The 17,080-nt window shown below is 48.6% G+C and carries 14 protein-coding genes; 5 read left to right on the top strand and 9 right to left on the bottom strand.

What is annotated here, in order from left to right; translation table 11 throughout:
• Position 1: 1 nt before the first annotated feature.
• Genes MKY92_RS01855 through MKY92_RS01845 form a run of 3 tightly spaced genes read right to left on the bottom strand, consistent with a single transcriptional unit; the run spans position 2 to position 3,205 of the window.
• Positions 2 to 835, bottom strand: coding sequence for a carbohydrate ABC transporter permease (locus tag MKY92_RS01855; RefSeq protein WP_127548078.1), 834 nt, complete (start codon positions 833 to 835; stop codon positions 2 to 4).
• A 38-nt stretch (positions 836 to 873) separates the two neighbouring features.
• The gene (locus tag MKY92_RS01850) at positions 874 to 1,797 is read right to left on the bottom strand and encodes a sugar ABC transporter permease (protein WP_017691097.1); all 924 of its coding nucleotides are present in this window, start codon (positions 1,795 to 1,797) and stop codon (positions 874 to 876) included.
• A 55-nt stretch (positions 1,798 to 1,852) separates the two neighbouring features.
• Positions 1,853 to 3,205, bottom strand: coding sequence for an extracellular solute-binding protein (locus MKY92_RS01845; RefSeq protein WP_339298881.1), 1,353 nt, complete (start codon positions 3,203 to 3,205; stop codon positions 1,853 to 1,855).
• A gap of 357 nt (positions 3,206 to 3,562) precedes the next feature.
• Here MKY92_RS01845 and MKY92_RS01840 point away from each other — a divergent pair, with 357 nt between their 5' ends.
• On the top strand, positions 3,563 to 4,525 hold the full coding sequence (locus MKY92_RS01840) for a BadF/BadG/BcrA/BcrD ATPase family protein (protein WP_339298880.1): 963 nt from the start codon (positions 3,563 to 3,565) through the stop codon (positions 4,523 to 4,525).
• A 22-nt stretch (positions 4,526 to 4,547) separates the two neighbouring features.
• Entirely contained in the window at positions 4,548 to 5,453 is a 906-nt protein-coding gene (gene murQ / locus MKY92_RS01835; RefSeq protein ID WP_339298879.1) for an N-acetylmuramic acid 6-phosphate etherase, read from the top strand.
• A 155-nt stretch (positions 5,454 to 5,608) separates the two neighbouring features.
• Here murQ and MKY92_RS01830 read toward each other — a convergent pair whose 3' ends face one another.
• Both MKY92_RS01830 and MKY92_RS01825 read right to left on the bottom strand, forming a co-directional pair.
• Complete coding sequence (locus tag MKY92_RS01830) at positions 5,609 to 6,448, bottom strand: MurR/RpiR family transcriptional regulator (RefSeq protein ID WP_036616797.1); 840 nt, start codon at positions 6,446 to 6,448, stop codon at positions 5,609 to 5,611.
• A gap of 125 nt (positions 6,449 to 6,573) precedes the next feature.
• Positions 6,574 to 7,803: an anhydro-N-acetylmuramic acid kinase gene (locus MKY92_RS01825; protein ID WP_339298878.1), complete on the bottom strand. Its 1,230-nt coding sequence runs from the start codon at positions 7,801 to 7,803 to the stop codon at positions 6,574 to 6,576.
• A gap of 283 nt (positions 7,804 to 8,086) precedes the next feature.
• On the opposite strand from MKY92_RS01825, the gene MKY92_RS01820 reads away from it, so the two are divergent.
• Together MKY92_RS01820 and MKY92_RS01815 are read left to right on the top strand one after the other, a co-directional pair.
• Complete coding sequence (locus MKY92_RS01820) at positions 8,087 to 9,499, top strand: N-acetylmuramoyl-L-alanine amidase family protein (protein ID WP_339298877.1); 1,413 nt, start codon at positions 8,087 to 8,089, stop codon at positions 9,497 to 9,499.
• 109 nt (positions 9,500 to 9,608) lie between these two features.
• Entirely contained in the window at positions 9,609 to 10,094 is a 486-nt protein-coding gene (locus MKY92_RS01815; protein ID WP_339298876.1) for a GerMN domain-containing protein, read from the top strand.
• A 76-nt stretch (positions 10,095 to 10,170) separates the two neighbouring features.
• Here the strand turns inward: MKY92_RS01815 and MKY92_RS01810 are convergent, their stop codons facing one another.
• The 4 genes from MKY92_RS01810 to MKY92_RS01795 form a co-directional block, all read right to left on the bottom strand.
• Positions 10,171 to 11,760: an MBL fold metallo-hydrolase gene (locus MKY92_RS01810; protein ID WP_339298875.1), complete on the bottom strand. Its 1,590-nt coding sequence runs from the start codon at positions 11,758 to 11,760 to the stop codon at positions 10,171 to 10,173.
• Positions 11,757 to 13,355, bottom strand: coding sequence for an iron ABC transporter permease (locus tag MKY92_RS01805; RefSeq protein WP_339301641.1), 1,599 nt, complete (start codon positions 13,353 to 13,355; stop codon positions 11,757 to 11,759). Before MKY92_RS01805 ends, MKY92_RS01810 begins: the two co-directional genes overlap by 4 nt.
• Positions 13,356 to 13,554: 199 nt before the next feature.
• Positions 13,555 to 14,628, bottom strand: coding sequence for an ABC transporter substrate-binding protein (locus MKY92_RS01800; RefSeq protein WP_339298874.1), 1,074 nt, complete (start codon positions 14,626 to 14,628; stop codon positions 13,555 to 13,557).
• A gap of 70 nt (positions 14,629 to 14,698) precedes the next feature.
• Positions 14,699 to 15,715, bottom strand: coding sequence for an ABC transporter ATP-binding protein (locus tag MKY92_RS01795; protein ID WP_076329907.1), 1,017 nt, complete (start codon positions 15,713 to 15,715; stop codon positions 14,699 to 14,701).
• Between the two features lie 406 nt (positions 15,716 to 16,121).
• Between MKY92_RS01795 and MKY92_RS01790 the strand changes: the two genes are divergently transcribed.
• Complete coding sequence (locus tag MKY92_RS01790; protein WP_339298873.1) at positions 16,122 to 17,030, top strand: LysR family transcriptional regulator; 909 nt, start codon at positions 16,122 to 16,124, stop codon at positions 17,028 to 17,030.
• Positions 17,031 to 17,080: the final 50 nt, after the last annotated feature.

The following is a 17,080-nucleotide window of genomic DNA, read 5'->3' as shown; positions in this document are numbered from 1 at the left end:
GTTAACCTTTTACTGCACCAATCGTAATGCCCTGTAGGAAATAACGTTGCAGTGAGAAAAACAGAATGATCATGGGCAGCGCACCTATTGTCGCCCCAGCCATCATTGCACCGAAGTCCGTTGATTCGGCAAATACAAACGAGGCCAACCCCACCTGAATGGTACGCATCTCGTTGGAATTGGTAATGAGGAACGGCCAGAAGAATTCATTCCACGAAGCCACAAACGTGAATATCGCCAGCACCGCTATTCCCGGCTTTGCCATCGGCAGAATGACTTTCCAGAAGATGCCGAACTCACTGCATGCATCGATACGTGCCGCATGTATCAGCGATGTGGGTAACGTAGACATGAACTGTTTCATCAAGAAAATGTTCCCTACGCTAACGGCAGCAGGCAGAATAATGGCCGTATACGTATCCCCCAAGTCAAACACGTTAACCATCAGAATATACAAAGGAATCAGCGTCACCTGTGCCGGGATCATCATGGTCCCAAGCAACGTCCAGAATACCGCCTGACTACCCGGAAACTTCAGTTTGGCAAACGCATATCCCGCCAAGGAGGCGAAGAATACATTTGTTACGGTCAGAATGATCGAGATGAGCAGCGAATTGTACAGCCAGCGCCAGGCATCAGTTTTGGCAAAAAAGCGCTCATATGGTGATAACGACAACTGCTCCGGAATCATCTGTGGTTTAAACGAAGCCGACATCGCACTATCCTGCACCGAACCAACGAGCATCCAATACATCGGAATGACCGTCACCAGCGCCCAGACCACCAGCAGAATGGATGTAACAACGAGCAGTATCTTTTTCTGTGTTGATTTCATGGATTTCATTCACCCCCGGATGCTTAATGCAACTACCTCTAATACTCAATATCGCTGGAGAAATATTTGAACTGGATGACGGAGATGACTATGATGATGATCGCCAGTACAAACGACTGTGCAGAAGCCAATCCAAATTCATAGAACTTGAATGCCGTCTCATAGATCAGATAAGCGATTGTAGTTGTCGCAAAGTTTGGTCCACCCTGTGTCATCAGATATACCGAGATAAACACCTGGAAAGACGTGATCACACCCGTGACGAGCAGATACAACGTCGTTGGTTTGAGCAGCGGCCATGTAATCTTGCTGAACTGGGTCCAGCCGCTGGCATGATCAATATCCGCCGCTTCGTACAGCGATTTTGGAATACCACCCATGGCTGCCAGATACAGAATAATGCCCGCTCCGTGCGATCCAAGCCAGTTCATCAGAATGAGGGAAAAGAGTGCCGTTCCCGACTGGCCCAGCCAGATTACCGGGTCCAGGCCGAACAGACCGAGGAAACGGTTGAGCAGTCCTGAATCCGTCGGATCAAAGATCGCCAGCCATACAATGGAGATGGTCACTCCGGAGGCTACCGCAGGCAGATACATGGTAGCTTTGAAAAATGTCTGCCATTTGCTTTTCATCTGATAGATGAAATAGGACAGTACAAATGTAATGAGAATATTGACCGGGACTGTGCCTACGGTGAAGATCACCGTATTTTTAATCGACTTCCAGAACGTCTCATCCTTCACCAGTCGCTCGTAGTTATCCAATCCAACCCACGTCGAGTTCATAATATTGTATTTCTGGAAGCTCATCACAAGAGCCGTCAGAACAGGATACAGTGTGAAAATGAGAAACAGCAGGACAGGCGCCAAAATAAACAAATACGCCCACCCGTAGTCTCGCCAGAACCGGGCAACCCGAGAAGTCCGGGGCACTGACGGTTTTGGCGCAAGGGCGGTCTGCATGGCGAATCCTCCTCTCCTAATCAGTGTGGTTTTACGTTATGTTTGATTGTCCGAGTTATTGTCCAAACATCTGCTGGCCCTTGCTCTTGAAGTCTTCTGCGATCTGCTCTGGTGATTTTTCACCCGAGAACAGCGCCTGAATATTAGGCTTCACAACCTGTTCCTTGAATTGTTTTTGCTGAGATGCTTTGTCGATATCCAGTTCCAGTACAACCGGCATCGCAATATTCTCTGCCATGACTTTTGCAGCAGCCAGATTATCCGGTTGACCAAGTTCCTTCCCTTTAAACAGTTCCACTTGGGACTGTCTTACGAATGGAAGTGCCAGTTCATTGGCCGAGTTCCCTGCTTTGGCACCACTGAGCGCCTCCATGACCAGGAACGTATTTTTGGCATGCTGTTCACCTTTGTCCTTTTTCTGTTTGAAGGCTACATACCCTTCGCCGCCCATCGTTGTTGCTGCAGATTGATCATCATTATGCGGGACAGGCAACAGGACAAAATCAACCTTCTCTCCCTGCACCTTGCCATCATCGATGTCCTTGTTGCGGTTCTGAATCATCACATCATAATAAGGAATCGCTTTGGAGATAATCGCCGTTTCCCCCGCGTAGAACATATCCGTCCGTTTTGCCGGAGCGAGAGCCGCCGTTTCCTTCGGCATATACCCTTGATCCATCAGGTTTTTGATAAAAGAAAGGGTATCCAGAATGCGACCATCATTCCATTGGAACGTGCCGTCTTTATCAAGAACATCAATCATCCCGTTGTTACGAGACAGCATTTCAATGAAGTCAAGCGAGGTTCCGTCGGTAACCAGTGCATATTGCTTGGCCCCGCCATCCAGCGTTTTGGTCAGCTTGGCAGCAGCATCATTGAATTCGGACCAGGTCCAGCCATTTTGCTGAATGGACTTCCAATCAATGCCTGCTTCCTCCAGAATGCGTTTGTTACCACCCCATGCCCATTGGAATTGATACAACGGTAGTCCGTACTGTTTCCCCTGAATCTGGCCTAAATCCAGCGTACCCGGCAGGTAGTCGTCCTTGATCTCAGGTGTCAGGTAGCTGTCCAGCTCAAGTGCCAATCCCGTATTCACATATGTGCCGTCTACGCTATGAAAGTAAAGATCCGGCGGGTTGCCTGCGTTCAGAGCGACATCGAATTTTTTGGGCCCTTCCGCCCAGGAGAGCATTTCCGTCTTCACGGTAATGTTCGGGTGTTCTTTATTGAAATCAGAGATTAGATCCTTCAGTTCATCTTCATATGTGCCATGTACAGGATAGGTCCATACCGTTACCGTATCATCGGCATTCGGGTCATCCGAAGCAGCACCTCCGCTATTCCCACAGGCTGTAACCCAGACCATCATCAACAACATTGCCCATACCAGACTCTTCTTTTTCATCCCTTCATCTCCTTCGCATGTCATCATCCGATTCTTTCATTGCCTAACCATGCTACCCCTTTTGTGATCATTCAGCCTTTAAACGGCATCCACCCATAAACTCGGCAGTAAGGAAAAGCACCTCCCCTGGAGATTGGACCTGCCAGTCGCAGGCTAAATCTCTTAAATGCAATATTAACGTCAACTTAGTTAACATTAACAGTATTAATTCCTTCCAAAATTGTAGATTGAATTCATTATATGAGTTGTAAAATAAAAATTCAACATTATTTTTTATTATAAAATTTAATTTTACTTTTTCTTTTCATGCAACTATACTATGTAAAAAGAAAACCCAAGCAAGCGAGGCGAGCCACTTTGCGAGTATATGTAGGCGTAGATGGAGGCGGTACCAATACTGATGCAGCAATCATTTCTGAATCTGGTAAAATTCTTGCTCGACTCAGCGGAGGTCCCACGAATCCTCATAGCGTATCAACTGAACAGGCCCTTTCCGAACTGCAACGAGTGCTGGAACAGCTATTTAATTTAATAAGTGATTTATCGACAAATTGTGAGGGTATATGCCTTGGAATGTCAGGTGTAGATACAATTCAAGAACGGCAACTTATAGCCGAAGCAGTAAATAACTATATGAAGAGTCGTAATCGACAGGCATCAGAAGGTTGTCCAGTCTGGGTTGTATCCGAAGGAGAGATTGCTCTGATGGCCTCTCTCGGACATACGCACGGTGTATTGTGTATCTCTGGAACAGGTTCCATCGTGTACGGATTTACGCTGGAAGGAGAGCGATACCGTGCAGGAGGCTGGGGTCACCTGCTCGGAGATGAGGGGAGCGGCTATCGTATTGGGCAGCGTGCACTCCAAGTGGTTATGCAGAGTTATGACGGTGTTCTTCCTCCAACCCGCTTAATCCCTCTTCTTCTAAAGAATCTGAACCTTCGGGATATATCAGAGCTAAAGACGCGGGTGTATCAGACGGATTGGGGCAAAACCGAGACCGCATCCATCGCCCGCTTAGCTATAGAAGCAGCTGAACTCGGAGATGAGGCCGCCCGGGCACTGATCATCGACGAAGCCTCACAATTGGCGGATACCGCCAAGGCGCTGATTGCACGTCATCCCGAATTTGCATCCACTCCGGTTGTCCTGTCCGGATCACTGTTTCGATACGCTGCACTTTTCCGAAATACATTTATTCACAAGTTATCTGAATATTATGAAGAGTTGGACTTTGTATATCATGAAGATGCCCCCGCTCCAGCGGTTGGCGCAGCACAACTGGCAAGAAAACGCCGTTCCCTGAATGAATCATTTTAAAAGAGAGAAGGAGGCCATACGGATGAATCACATGCTGAATTCACTACTAACAGAACAACCCAATCCACTAACGGATCATATAGATGAATTGCCTTCGGCAGAAATTATGGAGCTCATTAATAAGGAAGATCAACGGATTGCGGAGCTCATTCAGCCCCTCATTCCGGTCATTGCTCAAGCTGCGGATCGGATCTTGGAGGCGTTTCAGTCTGGCGGCAGGCTATTTTATGTAGGCGCTGGTACCAGTGGACGATTAGGAATACTTGACGCCTCGGAATGCCCGCCTACCTACGGAACCCCGCCATCTATGGTGCAGGGTATTATTGCAGGGGGATTCCGGGCAGTGAAGGACCCGGTTGAAGGTGCTGAAGATAATGAGGAGTTGGGAGCTGCGGACCTTGATGAACATGGCTTAGACAGAAACGATGTCGTGGTTGGCATTGCAGCCAGTGGACGTACGCCATATGTGCTGGGTGCGATGAGACACGCCAAGGAGATCGGAGCTACGGTGATCAGCTTGAGCAATAATGCAGGCACTCCGATGACACTGTTGGCTGATGTGAGCATTGAGGCTGTTGTCGGCCCAGAGGTTGTCATGGGTTCAACACGTATGAAGGCAGGCAGCGCCCAGAAAATGATTCTGAACATGCTCACCACTACCGCCATGATTCGTCTGGGCAAGGTTTACCGTAATTTCATGGTTGATCTGAACCCTTCAAATGAGAAGCTTGTCCATCGGGCCAAACGCATGATACATCTGGCAACCGGAGCGAATGAAGCCGATATTGAAGAGGCTTTTACCGGTGCAGACGGTCATGTAAAAACGGCAATCGTCATGCTGATGGCAGGCGTGGATGTAACGGAAGCCCAGCACAGGCTTGATCTGGCTGACGGATTTGTGCGTAGCGCCATTGCGGGGCCTTCCTGAGCTGTACAGGGGTATTATTAGAGGTTGAAAGAGAGGAGCCCGACATTATTCCATTAGTCTGGGCTCTTTTTTTTATTTTTTTATTTTAAAAGCGGATATAATCCGTCAAAAAATCCCCTCCTGCATATACAGAAAGGGATTCATATGGTTTTACTTCACTTGTGCTCCAGAATAGCCTGTCGGCTCTTCTCCAAATACTCCACCGACTGATTGTAATCCCGACTGGCAATCGCCAGATACAAAATATCGATCACGTTCAGCTGTGCAATCCGTGACGAAGTTGCTCCGCTTCGAATATCACTTTCGGTGGAAGTAATCATCAGGGGCACATCCGCCATACTACTGAGTGTATTGCTGCCCCACTTGGTAATGCTGATTGTCGCTGCACCACCATCATGAGCATGCTTGAGACAGGAGATTACGTTCGACGTCTCCCCTGAATACGAGATACATACCACCGCATCATCTTCACGAAGCGTCGTTGCGGACGAAATCTGCATATGCGGATCGGCGAACGAAAAGCTTGTGCGATTGATTCGCATGAACTTGTAATGTGCATCCAGCGCAATCAGGTTGGAGGCCCCTACTCCATAGAAAAAGATCCGGTTTGCCTGATGAAGCACGTCCACGGCTTTTTCGACCAGACGTGGGTCCAGAATATGAACCGTATCCTTCACCGACTGAATATTGTTTGCGGACACATGCTGAATAATGCTCTCCATGGAGTCCTGGGGACGAATCTCCGTATATTGATATGGCTCACTCGTCTGCAAATCTCCGGCAATCTTCAGCTTCAGCTCCTGAAAACCCGTTACACCCAGTGATTTGCAGAGACGGATAATGGCAGCTGGGCTGCCTCCACTCCGTTCAGACAACTGGGCCACCGAGGATTGAACAGTTTCTTGCGGGTGATCGAGAATATAAGCTCCGATCTTCCGTTCGGACGGAGTTAAATCATCCATTAATGCGCGTAAACGCACAAGTCCACCTTTCATGCCTTCCATTCGCTCCTCCTTTCCGTACTGCATTCATGTACAAGCATTTTATCTTATAATTCCACTCGCGTCTAATCGGATTCCTCGCCCTTCCATAACTGAACTCATATTAAATTCAGATCTTACTAAAGTGTGAGATTGCCTGAGATTACGGCGTGTTTCGCGCCGGTTACCGCCGGGAGTGTATTGGTTCTTCCCATAAGTGCCTCATGGCCCAGTAGAGCAAATCCAATGGCTTCCCGAGCATCATCGGGTATGCCATAATCTGCTGTTCGTTCTAAACGGATATCCTCAGGTAGTCTCTGACGAATCATCTCCATCAGCGTGGCATTGGAAGTGCCACCACCGCACGCGAGCATGGCCGATATTTGCACCTTGGGCAGGATAAAATCCTTCACTGCACGCACGATGGTTTCCACGGTCAGACAAGTGGCAGTAGCCAGCGTATCTTCCAGCGTTAAGGAACGTGCTGAGGCCATCTCCATCAGTCTCACTGCATACGCGGCGCCATATACTTCCCTCCCGGTACTTTTCGGCGGAAGTCTTTTGAAATACTCATCCTCCAAACACAGTTCTACCAGACCCTGATCGACCTTCCCCTGTGCGGCAATACTTCCACTCGGATCATAATGCTGCCGCCCATCCGTTGCCTGCCGCACAATGGCATCCATCACCATATTACCCGGTCCCGTATCAAAAGCCGAAATACCTTCGGTAGATGACTCGGATGGAAGCACCGTTACATTTCCAATGCCGCCGATATTCTGCACCAACCGCCCTTCCGTCGGACTGCGGAACATCAGAGCATCCGCATAAGGCGTAAGCGGGGCACCTTCCCCACCAGCGGCCATATCCCTTGCTCGCAGGTTGCCAATCACTGGCAGTCCTGTCCGTTCTCGAACGACAGCACATTCACCGATCTGCAATGTTGATACCACATCAATACTTGCTCCCGTTGGCCCTGGAAATGCAGATGCTACAGGAGCATGCCATACCGTCTGTCCATGCATGCTGATCACATCCACCTGCTGCGTTGAGATGCCGGAAGACCGCATCAGTTCCGTAACGCTATACGCATACCACTCCGATACACCAAAATGCGCGGCTGTCAGCTCGTCGACACGAGCTGTCCCCGGTGAACATAACCGGATCAGTAGGTCTCTCAATTCATTTGAATACGGAACACAGACGAAATCAACCAGCTCGATCTGCTGTAATGCCCCGCTCGTATCGGTTTGAATACGCACCAGTGCCGCATCTGTTCCATCAAGTGACGTTCCTGACATTAGTCCGATGACCAGATGCTCCTGCTTCAAACGATACTTCTCCCACATCGGATAGCTGCCTGTATCCATCCACTTCCAACCTCCTGCAAGACCCGATGAACACGTCATCCTGCCATAATTTCACCCAGTATATGATATTAAATTTCACAAGTCAAACATTATATGAAATTTAATTACATCACTGAAAATAAAAAGAGAGAGATTCACCCCATTTGCGATCACACATCATGTTTTCATCCATCAATTGATAATTAGATATCAGAAGAGAAACATTTTTACATTTTTACCGTTTATATTATGTAGGGATATTTTGGAAAGTTAGATATAGATCTAATACTAGTCGAGGTGCATAATGAAGAAAACCATTTTACTACTGTTTTTGAGTCTGTTCTTACTCGTTTTGCTCCCTAATCAGGGAAATGCCGCTGCAAGCACGTCGAAAATCTATATGGATGGAGAGGAATTAGTCCTCCCAAGTGATGTACAGGTGACGATTATCAATAAAAACGTGATGATCCCGATTCGCGTCGTTGCCGAGAATTTGAAATTCAAAGTCGATTGGAACCAACAGGCACGCACTGTAAAAATTCAGCAAGATCAACAGACAATTTCTCTAACCGTGGATCAAAAGCAAGCCATGGTTGCTGACAAACAAGTCACTTTGAACATAGCCCCGCAAATTTTGAATAAAACGCTGGTGGTGCCCATTCGATTTGTCAGTGAACAAATGGGGCTTAAGGTAAGATGGAACAATCAAGACAAGATCGTATACTTAACAAACACCAGTAAGGGACCTGCTATCGAACCAGGCAACACTTCTGGAAAAGGGGATTCAACGTCTACCTCTCAGGTTACTGATATCCAATTTGCCAACAATCAGCTCGTCTTATCCACGGATGGGGCCGTTCAGCCGGTAGTAACGACCCTCAAGTACCCTGATCGTTTGGTTGTGGACTTGCCCGGAGCCACCTTTGGTGATATCTCCCAGCCGCTGGATCAAGGACTCAATGGCAAGCTGGATGTGAGTGGTTATCCCAATGTAACGGAAGTGAGATATTCGCTTTTCAAACGAGATCCGGCGCAAGTTCGAATTGTTGTAGAATTGAATAATGTGAAGGATGTCCAGTACAGCCAGAACGTCATTGCCGATAAACTGATCATTGATCTGAATGTTGCGGGAGACAATATCACACCTGCTCCAGTCACTCCAGTAGGCGATTCAGGACGCAAGGTCGTGGTTATCGATCCAGGACACGGTGGTAGTGATCCAGGGACGATCAGCATCACAAACAAACCGGAAAAGGAATACAACCTGGTATTAGCTCACAAAGTACAAGCCCTGCTGCTCAATGAACCCAATATCGAGTTGGTGATGACTCGTGAAGGTGATACCTATCCCACCCGCCCTGAGCGTGTTCAAATCGCCAATCAATTAAATGCGGATGTATTTGTATCTATCCATGGCAATAGTGTGAAGTCCGCCCCCCAAGCCACAGGTACGGAGACATATTATTATCAACGCAGTAACAGCAAGGAATTAGCTACTATCATTCATCAACGTTTGGTGAAAGCCATGGGTCTCAGAGATCGTGGTGTGAAAAATGGCAACTTGGAAGTAATCCGAGACACGACCATGCCTGCAGTGCTTTTGGAAGTGGGATTCTTGAGTAATGTGCTCGATGAAGAACTGATGTCGTCCGAAGTTGTTCAGACGAAAGCCGCTCAAGCGATAGCCGATGGAATCAAGGAGTATTTGGGCCTATAAATCATCAAATAAATCAGATGAAGGAAGTGATTCTTTGAATAAGAAGCTAGGTTGTGCACTTATATTATCATGCTTGATCCTTATCGGAGTTGGATGTTCCCAGAAGCCAGTGAGCGAATCCGGTTCAAATGAACCTGCTGTTCAGGGAGGACAGACGCAGGCGCCAAACCCAGCCAAAACGGAGGTGGATCTGGGCACAATGAATACACAAGTCGTCGATGTATATTTGGCAGATTCTCAGGTCCTTGAGCTGGAGAAAACAGAGCAGGAAATTGAATACAAGGATGATTCCGAAAAATATGAAAAAACATTTGCAGCGTTGCAAACGAACACCGATTCGGAGCTTGTTTCCCTCTGGGAGCAAGTGGAATTGCTCTCTGTCCAATATGCTGAGGGTACGGTGACTTTGGATGTTCATATCCCCGCTGAAGCCAGTCTCGGTACCAGTGGAGAATTGCTCGCATTGGAAGCTTTAACAACAACGATGTTTCAATTTGATGAAGTGAAGAGCCTGGATATACTGGTGGATGGTGAAGCCGTTGATAGTTTGATGGGTCATGCCGAACTGGAACACCCCATTCATCGCGAACCCTAAATGATCAGACAACAATGGAAAAAGAACGTCCCCAGGGACGTTCCAATCTGACGCATCAATTCGATTCATACACGATTCACACATATAGCTCGTCACCAGCTGACAGTGAATGTATAACTGTTCCCGGTGACGGGCTATTTCTGAGCAATCCTTCTTTTAATCTGTCCGTCTCTGCCCGGTCAGCATGCACAAGGACCGTATGCCTTGCTGGAACCTGATGCATCATCCGCTCAATATCCTTCCAGCCTTGATGCACTTTATAGCGTATTTTCCGCACTTCACATGCTCCATACTTGTCAGGAACCCGTAGCAGCTTATCAGCAAATGTATCATGAGCAACATGCCCAGTGAGCAGAATCAGATTCTCCTCCTTGTCTGATAATTGACTATAATACCAACGGGCAAGCGAGGACTGCATCATGCCGTCCGGAATGAACCACAACGAAGCAGCATGATGTTCCAACAGTTGTTCCCGCTCTTGGGTGGTCGTAGGCAGATTCCATCCTCGTCCGGTCAGAAAGCCATCAATTTCGTCTTTCAACGAACTTCCGATGACATGCTCTCCCTTCTCCCTCAACCAATACGGAACATGCATAAGCTGCTTCATGCCGTCCACCAGTCCTTGTTCCACTACGATTGGGATAGCCGGGAATTGTTGCTGTGCCCACAGTATGATCTCCTGTCCACGCCCTACAACAGGCATGGGTAAGAGCACCTTTCCACCTTGAGCAATCGTCTGGCAAATGGCTTGTTCCAGCTGTTCCAGTTTGTCGGCCTGTGTATCCTCGTCCGTACCGTAGGCCGCATCAACGATTGCCAGATCCACCAGTCCGACGAAAGATATTGGGGCAACGTCTGCTACGTTTGCTCTGCCTGCTCTGACTGCTCCATCTGCTACGTTGGATGTGAAATTCCCCTGCTTCATGGGTATCTCCATGGATACAAGTGTTCTTGACGACGCCTCTGATGCAACAGATGTCTGATCTTGTGACGTTATGAGTTCTCCAGCCTTTTGCCCACTGTTTATAGCGATTAGCTGCTCCGCACCCCACCACTCGCTACTCGGAGCCTCGGACACAGGATTCTCACGAAGCATGCTTGTCTGCCATAACGCCTCTGCTGGACAATCCTCCTGTAAAAGCATTGATTCGGACGTGTAGTCCCCGGAATAGAAAATCTGCTTGCCTTCCATTTCAACCCCAAACCACACCGATCCAGCCAGATGTCCACTCCGGCCCCACATCACTTTTACTTCCGGAATGAGTTCAAACCAAGTTTGGGATACGACCTCATCTTCCAGATACCGATAACGAATAGCTTGCTCATCTGCTTCATCGTAAGGGAGTTTCTCTCCGACACGTTCTGCAAACCTGCGCCAGTTGGCAAAATACGTACGCAGCTGCGCCCTCGTCTCTCTTGTCGTCCACACTTCACCCTGGTAGCCCATCTTATACAACAAAGGGATGGCGACCGAATGATCCTCATGGGCGTGGGATAACAGGACCGCGTCCAGTTGCGGGACAATCTCCGGGTCAATCAGCGGATACTGGCCTGTGCCTTCTTTTTTCACACCACAATCCAGCAAAAGGCGAAACCGGCTCCCGCTCAGGAGATAGGCGGAACGTCCATGTTCCCCTGCACCGCCCCATACGTTCAGTTTGATCATGATGCATTCCACTTTCTCTTTGAATTCAGCAGTTCGATTCCAAGCAGCATCAGCACCGTCATACCTACAGTTACAACGGCCATCGCCATGCCAAGTGATACCTGACCTTGTTCAAACTGCGCAAAAATATACGTAGCCGACGTCTGCATCGACGGTGGAAGAATCAACAACGATCCGACCAGTTCCCTTGTTGCAATCGTAAAGGTCATCATCCATCCGGCCAGCATGCCGGGCAGGATCAGCGGGATCAGGATGCGCCGCAGAATATACAGCGGCTTCCCGCCAAACACTTGCCCAGCCTGGAACAACGTTCCGTCAATCTGGGTAAAGCTCGATTTTACATACTGCACGGTGTAAGGCAAGAAGAGAACAACGTACGTGAGCACAACCATACCGTAGGTGTTATACAACGTGACTGGCATCCAGGGTGAGTTCCAGAACAGAATCAGTCCCACCACCATCACGATGCCCGGCACCGTATTAGGCAACAGACTGAACAAGTCAATCACACGCTGCATGAATGAAGATGATCTGCCGATCGCAAGTGCAAACCCCGTTCCGATAATAACAGCAACGGTTGAAGCCGCGAGGGATAATCCCAGACTGTTCCCGATGGCCTTCATACTCACCGAGCCCCAAGATAACAGCTCTTTGTAATGATCCAAGGTCAGATTATCAAAAGCAATTCCCGATCCCCGTAACTTCATGGTCGAAGCGGCGATGATGGAGAAATACGGGATACCTATCGACAGGATCAACAGAATTGCAAGATATGCCCCACACAACCATCCTGCTCCGCCACGAAGAGAATATCGCTTCGAACGTTGCCCTTTGCCACCTACCAGACGATACGTGAACTTCCGGCTCATGGCAGACTGCATATACCACATCACCAGACAGACGGACAGCAGCACCGATGCCAGCGAAGTCGCCTTGCCGAAATCAATCGGCCAACTGGAGATGTACTTATGAATCTCGGAGGTCATGACATAATAGCCAATCTTGCGCCCGAAGGTTGCCGGTGTTCCGAATTCCGCAATCGTTTTGACAAAGACCAGCATGATCCCCATGCCGTAAGACGACAACAACAGGGGTAAAATAATACGTCTGAAACGGTATCCTGCTCGTGCACCGTGCACAGCTCCCGCTTCTTCCAGATTGCCACCGATCCGGATCAATGCATCACGAAGCAGCAGATACAGGAACGGGAACAGGTGCAAGCTCATGATGAGCACCATGCCCCAGAAGCTGAAGAACAGCTCACTCCAACTTGCAGATGAGGGTACCCATTGCTGCAGGTATCCCCCTTTTTGCATAAACAGAATCCAGCCCATCGAGCCGATATACGGCGGGGTCATGAACGGAATCATCAGGATTACATCGACCCAGCGATGCTCACCCATCCGAGTCTTCGCCATCATCCAGGCCAGCGGCAGCGCCAGCAGTGTGGTTACCGCTACAACGCAGATGCCAAGCCAGACGGAATTCAGCAATACACCTGATAGATGATGACCGGTAATCGTGCGAATCGGAGCCATCCAATCCCACTGCCCGTCCGGATACACACTTTGCCAGAAGATCAGCAAGAGCGGCATGCCAATACTTATGGTCAGCAGAAAGAGGGCCAGAATCACGCCCACTCTCCGAAAAATTCGGTTGTTGTCTATTACAACAGGTTTCACTACGTTCACCTCACATGACTTTCCACAGACAGCAGGTATTATTTAGACGAATAAGTATTTCGATCTATACCTTGCTTATTGAAAGACGCTCTTTGGATTTATGCAAAAGTTCTTACTTAAAAGTCTCGGAAAAACGCACCGCTGTCTCTTCGCCATGTTCGCTCATCCAGTTCCAATCCACTTTAAGCTGTGGAATATCCTTCACATTGGCACGGTTAGTCGCTTCAATGTCTTCGCGGCCCGGAATCAGATAAGCATCAGCAACGAGCTTCTGAGCTTCATCGGACAACAGGTAGTCAATGAACGCTTTGGCATTCTCTACATTTGGGCTGGATTTCAGAATCGCTGCCGGTCTTGGGCTGATTACCGTGCCTTCCTCAGGATATACGATATCCAGTGGTTCACCTTTTGCCTTGGAGGAATACGCCATGTAGTCCACACCTGCTGCTACGATGCTTTTGGCACCCGTAATGACCGGATCAAGTGCTTCCTGATTGGCGCCTGCCATCGCTACACCATTGGCTTTATAGGCACTCAGCAGATCCCAACCTTTTTCACCATTCGCGCTCAGGTATCCTGTGATGAAATCGAGTGCTGAACCTGATAATGTTGGGTCGGGAATGTTCACTGCATCTTTCCACGCAGGCGTAGCCAGCTCTGCCCAACTTGTTGGTGGTGTAGATACCAGTTTGGTGTTATACACAATACCAAGTGCGGAAGCACTGCTGCTAAAATAGTTGCCCTCTGCATCCGACCAGTCCTTGTTCAGCTTGTCTGCATTGGCTGCTTCGGGGTAAGGCATGGTCAGTCCGTCTGCTTTCAAAGCCTGTGCTGAAGGCAAGGAAGCCAGAATCACAACGTCAGCAACCGGATTGGATTTCTCAGCTTCCATACGAGCCAGAATTTTGCCTGTCGTTCCTTGGAACATCTCAACTTCGATCCCTGTTTTGTCTGTAAATCCGCTCACGATGTTATCCGCCAGCTTCTGAGGGCCGGCACTGTACAATACCAGCTTGCCGCCAGCCGGTTTCGTTGTTTCCGCCGCTGCTGCAGTGTTTCCTTCACCCGCGGGTTGTGCCGCGTTGCCTGTGGTCGAGTTCCCTGTGCTACATCCGAACAAACTGATACTCATTACCGCTGTTAATAACAGCATTGCGCTCTTTTTCCGTGTTTTCATACCCAACATATTCGTCCATCTCCCCTGGTTTCTTATAAAATGTGTATTCCTGCTTCCAACTGCGTGCTCGTTCAACAAATTAATATGCCACCGCAATCGCTTCGTTCTGCTTCATACTCGGGTGGTCATAACCGTCCATTCGGCATATCCGCTCAGGGGTTACATAGAGCTGCACCCGCTCCCCTACGCGCACCCTTTGGTTCATATAGGCTGTCCATACGCCCAGCCCTTCCATCTGCACTCGTACTTCATAACGCTCACCTACATAGCTGACACTAAGTACCGTCCCCGGATAACACAGATCGTCATGACCTGTTTTGTTCCAGGTGACATGCTCTGGACGCACCATCGATTGATTAGGCGTGAGCCAGTTGGACTTTCCGATAAACGAAGCGACATAGGGATCACTTGGTGCCGAGTAGATCGTTTCCGGGCTTCCCTTTTGCAATATCCGACCCTTCTGCATCACCACAATCTCATCCGACATTGACATCGCCTCGATCTGATCATGTGTGACGTACAGCGCAGTCAGTCCCATGTCCCGTACCAAAGACATCATCTCAATCCGCATCTCTTCCCGGAGTACAGCATCCAATGCACTCAGTGGCTCATCGAACAGGATCACACCAGGTCTGACCGCTACGGCTCTGGCAAAAGCAACCCGTTGCTGCTGTCCACCAGACAGCTGATGAGGATATCGATCTTCCATGCCTTGCAGGCGAACCATGCCAAGTGCTTCGTTCACCTTTTGCCGCAGATCAGATTTCTGTTTTCCGGCCTTCAGGCCAAACGCTACATTTTCGTATACAGTCATATGCGGCCATAATGCAAAATCCTGGAACACCATGCCCAGATTACGCTTGTGTGTCGGTATATCAATCCGCTTCGCCGCAGAGTAGATACACTGACCATCTGCACGAATCTCCCCTGCGTCCGGCTGTTCCAGTCCGGCCAACATGCGGAGCAGTGTTGTTTTGCCACAGCCCGATGGGCCGAGCAGTGTCGTGAACTTTCCATGTTCAAGCGTTAGATCTGTCGGCAGCAGTGCGGGTGTTTGATTAAATGATTTTTGAATTCCTGTTATCTCTAATTTCATAAGCATCCCTGCCTGTCTTCTGTTACTTGATCTCTTGCACTGTTCTCAGTCTAACGTCCGCTTTCGCGAGTTGTATGTCTTGTATGTAAAAATGGAATTAACTTTTTAGATGAATTCTGTTGATGTTCATAGATTAAATCTATAGTAGGTGAACTAAATTAATTTTCATGTTGTCGCTTCGATTACAGCACCATCTTCCGATCGCTGTTATCCCCAGATTTCTTATATTCCCTTTATGAAGGGAGAAATCCGGGGATAAAGGCGAAGCATATGCTTCCGAAGCAGCTTTCTTCCAGAAAGCTTTTGGCTTCGCTTCTTCAGATTGGTTCTGTACTCTCCGTCTTTATGAAAACATTAGATCATCTTATATATTGGGGCTAGTAGAAGTGAGAGGAGTATTGGGACATTGAATCTGATCAAATTACAAATTGTTGAGCTGATCGACAAGCATCATCACATGACAAGCGTGGCCGAGTTACTGGGGATCAAACAACCTACCGTTACATTTCATATGAAGTCATTGGAGGAAGAGATGGGCGTGCGATTATTCGAATCGCGCAGTGGGAAGACCTTTCTAACCGAGGCTGGACAAGCTCTGCTTCACTATTCCGTCAAAATCAATGCTTTGACCCAAGAGGCAAGGCGGGTAGTGAAGGAATATGACAGTCTCTATCGGGGCACCCTGCACATTGGAGCAAGCTATGTACCGGCTACATATTTGCTGCCCACCATATTCAATACCTTTTCTCAGGAATTCCCGGGCATTCGTATCGTCCTATCCGTCAAACCATCACCTGTTATTCGCGAGATGTTAATTCGGCATCAGATTGATCTGGGGGTGATCTCTTCCGAGCCATTTGTTGGACCCGCGCTGCAAGCCGAGACGTTATGTGAAGACGATTTGGTATTGATCTGTTCTCCACAACATGGGTTGGCCCAGAAGGATGCATTAACACCTGATCATATTGCTCAGATTCCTTTTGCCCTACATGGCGATGAATCCAGTACTAGACGGTTAACCAACCAATGGCTCACGCAACATGACATTCGTTTGCGGAGCACCGTTGAGATGGATTCCCTGGAAGCGATCAAACAGCTCGTGTTAATCGGAGGGCATGTCTCATTCATGTCTCGGATGGCGGTACAGTGGGAGGAACAGCACGGACTCATTCAAGTTCTTCCCATTCCGGGAGAGCAGGCACCGCGCCATATATACACCGTACATAACAAAGACCGCCACCCTTCCGTTCAGGTAAACCGTTTCAAAGAAGTGCTGCGAGAGGTGAGTCATGGCTTCCCCATTTTCCATGGCTGATCGCCCTGATCCGCTATAAACTATCGTTTGCCATTCATCAAATCTATGCA

The organism is Paenibacillus sp. FSL R5-0623, from assembly GCF_037974265.1.
In the GTDB taxonomy this organism is placed as follows: domain Bacteria; phylum Bacillota; class Bacilli; order Paenibacillales; family Paenibacillaceae; genus Paenibacillus.
The sequence above is the reverse complement of the archived record's forward strand: the minus strand, read 5'-3'. Positions and strand labels throughout refer to the sequence as shown.